The sequence below is a fragment of the Streptococcus sanguinis genome, assembly GCF_003943655.1.
Lineage (GTDB): Bacteria > Bacillota > Bacilli > Lactobacillales > Streptococcaceae > Streptococcus > Streptococcus sanguinis_F.
Window position 1 is genome coordinate 25,649 of sequence record NZ_RJMM01000023.1, and the last position, 9,348, is coordinate 34,996.

Below are 9,348 nucleotides of genomic sequence, written 5' to 3' on the forward strand. Positions count from 1 at the left end.
AGTTTAAGACGATTGGACAGTTTGGATGAAAAAATAGACAGAATGTCCAGTTTTTTCCATCTCAGAATAGGAGAAAATGTATGAGATATTTAACAGCAGGTGAATCGCACGGACCACGTCTGACAGCTATTATTGAGGGAGTGCCGGCTGGTCTTCCTCTGACCGCTGATTATATCAATGCTGAGCTCAAGCGACGCCAGGGTGGGTATGGTCGTGGTGCCCGCATGAAGATTGAGAGCGACCAAGTCGAGATTACGTCTGGGGTTCGTCATGGCTTGACCATGGGCGGCCCGATTACTCTCAATGTCACGAATCTGGATCATCAGAAGTGGCTGGAGATTATGAGCGCAGCAGATGTGGATGAAAAGAAAAAAGGGCTGCGCAAGATTACCAAACCACGCCCTGGCCATGCGGACTTGGTTGGTGGTATGAAATACCGCTTTGACGATTTGCGAAATTCCCTTGAGCGCTCTTCTGCGCGTGAAACGACTATGCGTGTGGCAGTCGGAGCAGTAGCCAAGCGTTTGCTGGAAGAAATCGGTGTAGAGGTAGCCAGCCATATCGTAACCTTTGGTGGTATTGATATTGATGTGCCGAACAATCTGACTGTAGGAGAAATCAAGGAAAGAGCTGCCCAGTCAGAGGTTTCCATTGTCAATCCCGATCGCGAAGAAGAAATCAAGGCCTACATTGACCAGATTAAGAAAGACGGGGATACCATCGGTGGTGTCATTGAGACTGTCGTTGGTGGTGTGCCGGTTGGTCTGGGCTCCTATGTCCAATGGGACAAGAAGCTGGATGCTAAGATTGCTCAGGGAGTCGTGTCCATCAATGCTTTCAAGGGAGTTGAGTTTGGTGTGGGCTTTGAAGCAGGTCGTCTCAAGGGCAGTCAAGTAATGGATGAAATCCTCTGGTCTGAGGAAGATGGCTTCACTCGCAGGACTAATAATCTAGGCGGCTTTGAGGGCGGTATGACCAATGGTCAGCCAATCGTGGTGCGAGGTGTCATGAAGCCCATTCCAACTCTTTACAAGCCACTGATGAGCGTGGATATTGAGACCCACGAGCCTTATAAGGCGACAGTGGAACGGAGCGATCCTACGGCTCTGCCAGCGGCGGGTGTTGTCATGGAAAGCGTGGTGGCAACAGTTTTAGCCACCGAAGTCCTAGATAAGTTTTCTTCGGACAACTTAGAAGAACTAAAGGATGCGGTAACCCGTCATCAGGAATTTGTCAAGAACTTTTAGAAGAGAGGAGAAGGTCATGGAGAGAAAAACGGTCTATATCGCTGGTCTGGGACTGATTGGAGCTTCCTTGGCTCTGGGCATCAGGCGTGACCACCCTGAGTATGAAGTTCTCGGCTACAACCGCGGTGAGGAATCAAGACAGATTGCCTTGGAACGGGGAATAGTAGACCGTGTAACGGATGATTTTGCCGCCTTTGCTCCCTTGGCTGATGTGATTATTCTGGCTGTGCCCATCAAGCAGACCATAGCATTTATCAAGGATCTAGCGGAGCTGAACCTGAAGGAAAATGTTATCATCTCAGATGCTGGATCGACCAAGGCTGAGATTGTGGCAGCAGCAGAAAAGTATCTGCAGAATAAGCCCATCCGTTTTGTCGGTGCTCATCCTATGGCCGGAAGTCACAAGACCGGAGCCAAGGCCGCCCATGTTACTCTCTTTGAAAACGCCTATTATATCTTCACCCCCTCTAGTCTGACCAAGCCTGGTACGCTTGAGGAAATGAAAGACTTACTGAGTGGTCTTCATGCCCGCTTTATCCAGGTGGACGCAGCCGAGCATGACCGAGTGACCAGTCAAATCAGTCATTTTCCGCATATCTTAGCCTCCAGCCTTATGGAGCAAGCGGCAGCTTATAGCCAAGAGCATGAGCTGACCCAGTCTTTTGCAGCTGGTGGTTTTCGCGATATGACGAGGATTGCGGAGAGTGAGCCGGGTATGTGGACCTCTATTCTCTTGACAAATCCCGAAGCCATTTTGGATCGGCTGGAAGATTTTAAAGACCAGTTGGACAAGGTTGCCGCAGCGATTGAGACTAAGGACGAGACAGCTATCTGGGAATTTTTTGACCGAGGACGGCAGAGTCGCAAGCAGATGGAAATTCATAAGCGAGCTGGTGTGGATAGTTTTTATGACCTCTTTATTGAGGTGCCCGACGAAGAAGATGCGATTTTGGGTATTTTGGAGCTTCTGCGCGGAATTTCAGTCGTCAATATTCGGATTAACGAGGAAAACCGTGAAGATATCAACGGTATTCTGCAAATCACCTTTAAAAATCACCAAGATTTGGAAAAATCTGCTAAAATAGTAAGAGAACATACGGATTACCTAGTGTCCGAAGACTAATATAGATTGGAGAACTCTATGTCAAATATTTATGATTTAGCCAATGAACTGAGCAGAAATCTGCGTGATTTACCTGAGTACAAGGCCGTCGCAGAAAGTAAGAAAGCAGTGGATGCTGATAGCGAAGCGAAGGCTATTTTTGCGGATTATCTGGCTTTCCAGCAGGAGTTGCAACAGCTGGCTCAGACTGGTCAGGTACCGACCCAGGAGGTGCAGGACAAGATGACTTCCTTTGGTGAGAAGATTCAGGGCAATGCTGTTCTTTCTGAATTCTTCAATAAGCAGCAGCAACTGTCCATCTATCTGGCGGACATTGAGCGTATTATCTTTGATCCGGTACAAGATTTGCTTAAGTAAACTAAAAAAAAGAAGAATCTGGGCTGAATACCCGGATTCTTTTTGCTTTAGCTAGGATTCCAGAAATTTTAAGAATTTCTGGTCTTTTTATGATAAAATAAGAAGCAACAAAGGAAAGTACGAGGTCACCTATGAAATTATCAACCAATGCAAGAGGTCTGAAGGGCCGTATCCGCGTACCTGGAGATAAATCCATCAGTCACCGTTCCATTATTTTTGGCAGTTTGGCCAAGGGGGTCACTACTGTTCGTGACATTCTGCGAGGAGAAGATGTGCTGTCCACCATGCAGGTTTTTCGTGACTTAGGTGTGCAGATTGAGGACGATGGAAATCTAGTCAAGATACATGGCGTAGGATTTGAAGGTCTGCAAGCACCGAAAAATAAGCTGGATATGGGGAATTCTGGAACGTCTATCCGTTTGATTTCTGGTGTTTTGGCCGGTCAGGATTTCGAAGCGGAGATGTTTGGTGACGACAGTCTATCCAAGCGCCCTATGGATCGGGTGACTATTCCTCTGCGGCAGATGGGAGTAGAGATTGCTGGTCGGACTGAGCGTGATTTACCACCGCTCAAGATGAAGGGCAGCAGGGAACTGCAGCCTATTCATTATCAGCTGCCAGTGGCTTCTGCTCAGGTTAAGTCGGCCTTGATTTTTGCTGCCTTGCAAGCTCAGGGAGAGTCGGTTATTATTGAAAAGGAAATCACTCGTAATCATACAGAAGATATGATTGTCCAGTTTGGCGGGCAAATTGAGGTCAAGGACAAGGAAATCCGTATTCAGGGCGGTCAGGAATTCACTGCTCAGGAAGTGACGGTTCCAGGTGATATTTCCAGTGCGGCCTTCTGGTTGGTTGCCGGACTGATTGTGCCGAATTCTAAGATTGTTTTAGAAAATGTTGGCATCAATGAAACTCGTACAGGTATTCTAGAAGTAATAGAGGCTATGGGCGGACGGATGACGCTGTCAGATGTCGATCCAGTAGCCAAGTCTGCTACCATCACCGTTGAGACGTCTGATCTTAAGGGAACAGAGATTGGCGGCGAGATTATCCCACGCTTGATTGATGAGTTGCCGATTATTGCGCTTCTTGCGACTCAGGCTCAGGGACGGACTGTTATTCGTGATGCTGAGGAGCTTAAGGTCAAGGAAACCGACCGGATCCAGGTAGTAGCAGACGCTCTCAATAGCATGGGCGCAGCTATTACCCCGACGGAAGACGGCATGATTATCGAAGGGAAAACACCTCTTCACGGTGCACAGGTCAACACCTTTGGCGACCATCGCATCGGGATGATGACGGCGATTGCTGCTTTGTTGGTTCAAAGCGGTCAGGTAGAACTTGAGCGGTCTGAAGCTATTAAAACCAGCTATCCAAGCTTCTTCAGTGACTTGGAGGGCTTGATGCATGGCTAAGATATTGCTGGGCTTTATGGGAGTCGGGAAATCCACAGTGGCCAGAGGCTTAGCTCAAAACTTTGTCGATATGGATGAACTACTCTGCCAGCGGTTGGGCATGTCCATCAAGGACTATTTTGATCAGCATGGTGAAGCGGCCTTTCGGGCTGCTGAAGCCCAACTCTTGGCTGAGTTGATCGATACGGACTTGGTCGTCTCAACTGGCGGCGGTGTAGTCGTCAGCCCTGAAAACCGCAGATTACTGGCTCAGAATGCTGACAATATCTATCTGAAAGCAGATTTTGAAACGCTCTATCAGAGAATCCAGCAGGATGCTGAGCAGGAACGGCCCTTGTTCTTAAACCAGAGCAAGTCAGACTTGCAGCAGATTTTTGAGCAGCGTCAGGCCTGGTATGAGGAAGTGGCGACCCAGATTGTCGATACGAGGCTCAAAAGCCCGCAGGAAATTATTGAGGAAATTCAATGAAAATAGCATTTTTAGGTCCCAGAGGCTCCTTTTCTCACCATGTAGCTCAAGCTGCCTTTCCCAGTGAGGACTTGGTGCCTTATCAGAATATCACCGAGGTCATGAAGGCTTATGAGGCTAGAGAAGTGGATTATTCGGTTGTTCCGGTGGAAAATTCCATTGAGGGCAGTGTCCATGAGACGCTGGACTATCTCTTTCATCAAGCAGACATTCAGGCGGTGGCTGAGATTGTGCAGCCCATCAAGCAGCAGCTTTTAGTGACGGATTTAGAAAAGCCAATTGAGAAAATATTTTCTCACCCGCAGGCTATTGCTCAAGGAAAGAAATACATCCGCCAGCATTATCCACAGGCTGCCATTGAGGTGACGGCTAGTACGGCCTATGCAGCTCGTTTTGTGGCAGAGCATCCTGAAAAGAATTTTGCGGCTATTGCCCCGCGCACGGCTGCAGCAGAGTACGGGCTCAAAGTAGCGGCCAGCGATATTCAGGAAATGGAAGAAAATTATACCCGCTTCTGGATTCTGGGTCATGAGGTACCTGAGCTTCAACTGACCAAGACAGGAGACAAGCAGACACTGGCCTTGACCTTGCCGGACAATCTGCCAGGTGCTCTCTATAAGGCTTTATCAACCTTTGCTTGGCGAGGGATTGACCTGACCAAGATTGAGAGCCGACCTCTAAAAACGGCTCTGGGAGAGTATTTCTTCATTATTGACATTGACAACGAACAGAAAAAATTGGCGGATTTTGCCTATCAAGAGTTGACAAGTCTTGGAATTACTTATAAAATTTTTGGTAGCTACAGTGTGTTTCTGATTCAGGACAAGTAGCAGTAGATTGGAGAAGAGATGAAGAAACCAGAAAATCTTAGCCATCATGAACAGCTCCGCTTAGATTATCTCTATAAAAATTATTATTATCTAAACGATAAAGAAAAGAAAGAATTTGACTATCTGCGTCAGAAGTCCAAGGGGATTGGCGGTTCAGCCAGTGCGCCGGACCATGAAGAGCAGCCGCATAGAGTTAGTGACGCCTATGAGCAAGAGCCAGTGGAAATGGATTCTTCTGGCCTCTTGCCCAAGTACCCTGAGCGTTCTTCTCGCAGCAGAAGGCAAAAGAAGGCGCCGGAAGCTCTGGCAGGAGCTGCTCTGGGACAAGACAAGCCTAAGAAACCCCGCAAAAAAATCCGCTTGAAACGAATTTTGCTTTGGGTAGGAATTTTCCTGCTGATGGTCTTGGGGGGCATGATTTTCATGTTTGTCAAAGGCTTGACGACAGCTCATAATGGAAATTCTAAACCGGCAGAAACGGAATTCTTTGACGGCAAGGATACTAAGGACGGAGTGAATATCCTCATTCTTGGGACGGACGGCCGAGTTGGTGATGACTCGACTGAGACACGGACCGACTCCATTATGGTCTTGAATGTTGGTAATAAGGATCACAAGGTTAAACTAGTCAGCTTTATGCGTGATACCCTTATTCACATTGATGGCGTCAGCAATGAATACACTGATCCGTCACAGGCAGATTACTATGACCAAAAGCTCAATTCTGCCTACACGATTGGGGAGCAAAACCACAACCGCGGTGCAGACTATGTCCGCCAGATGCTCAAAGATAATTTTGATTTGGACATCAAATATTATGCACTGGTGGATTTCCAGACCTTTGCGACAGCTATTGACACCCTTTTCCCAAATGGCGTCAGTATGAATGCCCAGTTCTCAACCATTGATGGGGAAAAGGTGACAGAAGTTGAAGTGCCAGATGACCTGAATATGAAAGACGGTGTGGTGCCCAATCAAACAATCAAGGTCGGTCAGCAGCAGATGGACGGTCGGACCTTGCTCAACTACGCTCGCTTCCGTAAGGATGACGAGGGTGACTTTGGCCGGACCCGCCGCCAGCAGGAAGTTTTGACAGCTGTTTTCCAGCAGGTCAAAGATCCGACTAAGCTCTTTACCGGGTCAGAGGCCCTAGGTAAGGTCTTTGCCTTGACTTCGACCAATGTGCCTTATAGCTTCCTTTTGACTAATGGCCTCTCTATGGCAGGAGATTCCCGCAATGGGGTTGAGCGCCTGACGATTCCGGAAAATGGCGACTGGGTTGATACCTATGACATGTACGGTGGCCAAGGGCTCTTGATTGACTTTGAAGCCTATAAAGAAAGACTGCAGCAAATGGGTCTCAGATAAGATATATGATATAATGAAAGGTAGGACGATGTCCTGCCTTTTCTTTTGGGAAATGGCAGAGCGATAAAGCAGAAAGAGAAAAATATGTTAAAAAAGAATGATATGATTGAAGTTGAAATCGTGGATCTGAGCCATGAGGGAGCTGGAGTTGCCAAGGCAGAAGGCCTAGTTTTCTTTGTGGAAAATGCCCTGCCGGGTGAGCTCATCCGCATGCGTGTACTCAAGGTCAACAAAAAAATCGGCTTTGGCAAGGTAGAGGAATTTCTCCGTACTTCAAACCAGCGCAATGAAAATCTTGATATGGCTTATCTGCGTACGGGGATTGCCGACTTGGGGCATCTGAACTACCCAGCCCAGCTGGACTTCAAACGCAAGCAGGTCAAGGATAGTCTTTATAAGATTGCTGGTTTGTCTGATGTTGAGGTGCCGCCTACACTTGGTATGGAGCAGCCGCTGGGCTACCGTAATAAGGCTCAAGTGCCTGTCCGCCGTGTTAATGGCCAGCTGGAAACAGGATTTTTCCGGAAAAATTCCCATGACCTCCTGCCGATTGAAGATTTTTATATTCAGGATCCAGTCATTGACCAAGTTATCCTCTTTACACGTGATTTGTTGCGTCGTTTTGACCTCAAACCTTATGATGAGCAAGAAAAGACTGGACTTATTCGCAATCTGGTAGTCCGCCGCGGCCATTATTCAGGGGAAATTATGGTGATTCTAGTGACAACTCGTCCCAAGATTTTCCGAGTAGAGCAGCTGATGGACCGCTTGACAGAGGCTTTCCCAGCTATTAAGTCCATTATGCAGAATATCAATGATCAGCCGGGCAATGCGATTTTCGGAAAAGACTGGCGAATGCTTTATGGTCAAGACTACATTACCGACCAGATGCTGGGAAATGACTTCCAGATTGCTGCGCCTGCCTTTTACCAGGTTAATACGGAGATGGCAGAAAAGCTCTATCAGACAGCCATTGACTTTTCCGAGCTGACCACAGAAGATGTAGTGCTGGATGCCTACTCTGGCATCGGGACTATCGGTCTATCAGTTGCCAAGCAGGTCAAGCAGGTCTATGGTGTCGAAGTGATCCCAGAAGCTGTCGAAAATAGTCAAAAGAATGCGGCAATCAACGGCATTACCAACGCCAGCTATGTCTGCGCCCCTGCTGAGGAAGCCATCCAAAACTGGCTTAAAGAGGGTATCCAAGCGGATGTCATCCTTGTCGATCCACCACGAAAAGGCCTGACAGAGAGCTTCATCAAAGCCAGCGTCAGCATGGAGCCCCCAAAAATCACTTATATCTCCTGCAATGTCGCAACCATGGCGCGTGATATCAAACTCTATCAAGAATTAGGATATGAGTTGAAGAAAGTACAGCCGGTGGACTTATTTCCTCAAACGCATCATGTTGAGGCGGTATCGCTGCTTGTACGAGCTGAGGTATCAGCGAAGTAGAAGTAGATGCTCCGCCCATGGGATAGGACTCGTAGAATGAGGAGGGAAACCGACGAGATGATACGGAAAATCTGAACCGCTGAGTGTGTAGCTTTGCTGGTGAAAACGTAGGAACATTTTAGAGAAAGTAATTCAAAAATCCTTGTTTGTAAATTTTTGACAGTTCAAAGTATTAGTAATCGAAATAGGTTAATGCGAGTATGAATGAAATTATTATAAGCAATCTAAAGAAAAATTTTCGTGGTAAAGTTGTATTGGACATTCCTAGCTTTGAATCGCATTCAGGAGAGATTGTTTCTATAGTGGGCACCAATGGTGCAGGTAAATCAACTTTCATAAAAATTATCTCTGGCTTAATGTTACAAGACGCAGGTGATGTATTTGTTTTTGGCAGTAAGAATACTTCGAAAGATATTCATAACAATGTCAAGCTTGTACTAGAAAGCGGTAGAGGCTACTATGAATATCTGACGGCAAATCAAAATATTGATTACTTTTTACATCTGAATAAAAGTTCGCGTGATCAGGTTAAGGATGAATTGGAGGATTTATTTAATAAACTAGCTTTCCATCCCTATGTTGATGTCTTGGTGTCCGAATTGTCACAAGGAACGAGACAAAAATTGTCTTTGATTATTGCATTACTTTGTAAGCCAAAAGTATTGTGTTTAGATGAGCCAACCAATGGTCTGGATGTCATTGCCAAAAAGCAGTTTGCGAAATTGTTACTAACTCTCAGCCAAGAAAAAGGAACCATTGTTCTCATGACGACTCATGATATCTATTTTGCAAAAGAAATATCAACAAGAATTTGTATCATGCGTAGCGGGAGAATAATACAGCAAGGTAGTTTCTCAGAAATCTTTGGGAAAAATACTAGGTGGGTTAAATATAGAATTGGTATTTCAAACTCTGATAAAGATGCTTTTGAGAGATTGTTTCCTGATTTATCTTATCAAGTAGAAAATAAAAGATTGATTGTTGAAGTGAAAGATAGTCAGGTAAAAAATAATATCTTTAATAATTTTGAGATGATATTTTTTGAAGAAGTTGAAGAAAGCATCGAAGAAATAGTGTATGAGGT

At 46.1% G+C, this 9,348-nt stretch carries 9 protein-coding genes; all 9 read left to right on the top strand.

Annotated features, from left to right (window positions below):
* Positions 1 to 80: 80 nt before the first annotated feature.
* Positions 81 to 1,247, top strand: coding sequence for a chorismate synthase (gene aroC / locus D8886_RS09245; RefSeq protein ID WP_125435297.1), 1,167 nt, complete (start codon positions 81 to 83; stop codon positions 1,245 to 1,247).
* Positions 1,248 to 1,263: 16 nt separating this feature from the next.
* Entirely contained in the window at positions 1,264 to 2,370 is a 1,107-nt protein-coding gene (locus tag D8886_RS09250; RefSeq protein ID WP_125435299.1) for a prephenate dehydrogenase, read from the top strand.
* Positions 2,371 to 2,388: 18 nt separating this feature from the next.
* Entirely contained in the window at positions 2,389 to 2,727 is a 339-nt protein-coding gene (locus tag D8886_RS09255) for a YlbF/YmcA family competence regulator (protein ID WP_002897285.1), read from the top strand.
* 131 nt (positions 2,728 to 2,858) lie between these two features.
* The gene (gene aroA, locus D8886_RS09265; protein ID WP_125435301.1) at positions 2,859 to 4,142 is read left to right on the top strand and encodes a 3-phosphoshikimate 1-carboxyvinyltransferase; all 1,284 of its coding nucleotides are present in this window, start codon (positions 2,859 to 2,861) and stop codon (positions 4,140 to 4,142) included.
* On the top strand, positions 4,135 to 4,611 hold the full coding sequence (locus D8886_RS09270) for a shikimate kinase (protein ID WP_125435303.1): 477 nt from the start codon (positions 4,135 to 4,137) through the stop codon (positions 4,609 to 4,611). Before aroA ends, D8886_RS09270 begins: the two co-directional genes overlap by 8 nt.
* The gene (pheA, locus tag D8886_RS09275; RefSeq protein WP_125435305.1) at positions 4,608 to 5,441 is read left to right on the top strand and encodes a prephenate dehydratase; all 834 of its coding nucleotides are present in this window, start codon (positions 4,608 to 4,610) and stop codon (positions 5,439 to 5,441) included. The genes D8886_RS09270 and pheA overlap by 4 nt, the downstream gene beginning before the upstream one ends.
* 18 nt (positions 5,442 to 5,459) lie before the next feature.
* A complete protein-coding gene (locus D8886_RS09280; RefSeq protein ID WP_048771477.1) occupies positions 5,460 to 6,809 on the top strand; it encodes an LCP family protein in 1,350 nt (449 codons plus the stop codon).
* 84 nt (positions 6,810 to 6,893) lie between these two features.
* On the top strand, positions 6,894 to 8,264 hold the full coding sequence (gene rlmD / locus D8886_RS09285) for a 23S rRNA (uracil(1939)-C(5))-methyltransferase RlmD (RefSeq protein ID WP_125435307.1): 1,371 nt from the start codon (positions 6,894 to 6,896) through the stop codon (positions 8,262 to 8,264).
* Positions 8,265 to 8,464: 200 nt separating this feature from the next.
* Positions 8,465 to 9,348 (top strand): ABC transporter ATP-binding protein (locus tag D8886_RS09290; RefSeq protein WP_142999461.1); only part of this gene is annotated, 884 nt, incomplete at its 3' end.

Bases quoted from the DNA above. Each gene is read 5' to 3' on its own strand.
- pheA (WP_125435305.1), top strand. From the start codon at position 4,608: ATGAAAATAGCATTTTTAGGTCCCAGAGGCTCCTTTTCTCACCATGTA.
- aroA (WP_125435301.1), top strand. From the start codon at position 2,859: ATGAAATTATCAACCAATGCAAGAGGTCTGAAGGGCCGTATCCGCGTA.
- D8886_RS09270 (WP_125435303.1), top strand. From the start codon at position 4,135: ATGGCTAAGATATTGCTGGGCTTTATGGGAGTCGGGAAATCCACAGTG.
- D8886_RS09250 (WP_125435299.1), top strand. From the start codon at position 1,264: ATGGAGAGAAAAACGGTCTATATCGCTGGTCTGGGACTGATTGGAGCT.
- D8886_RS09255 (WP_002897285.1), top strand. From the start codon at position 2,389: ATGTCAAATATTTATGATTTAGCCAATGAACTGAGCAGAAATCTGCGT.
- aroC (WP_125435297.1), top strand. From the start codon at position 81: ATGAGATATTTAACAGCAGGTGAATCGCACGGACCACGTCTGACAGCT.
- D8886_RS09280 (WP_048771477.1), top strand. From the start codon at position 5,460: ATGAAGAAACCAGAAAATCTTAGCCATCATGAACAGCTCCGCTTAGAT.
- rlmD (WP_125435307.1), top strand. From the start codon at position 6,894: ATGTTAAAAAAGAATGATATGATTGAAGTTGAAATCGTGGATCTGAGC.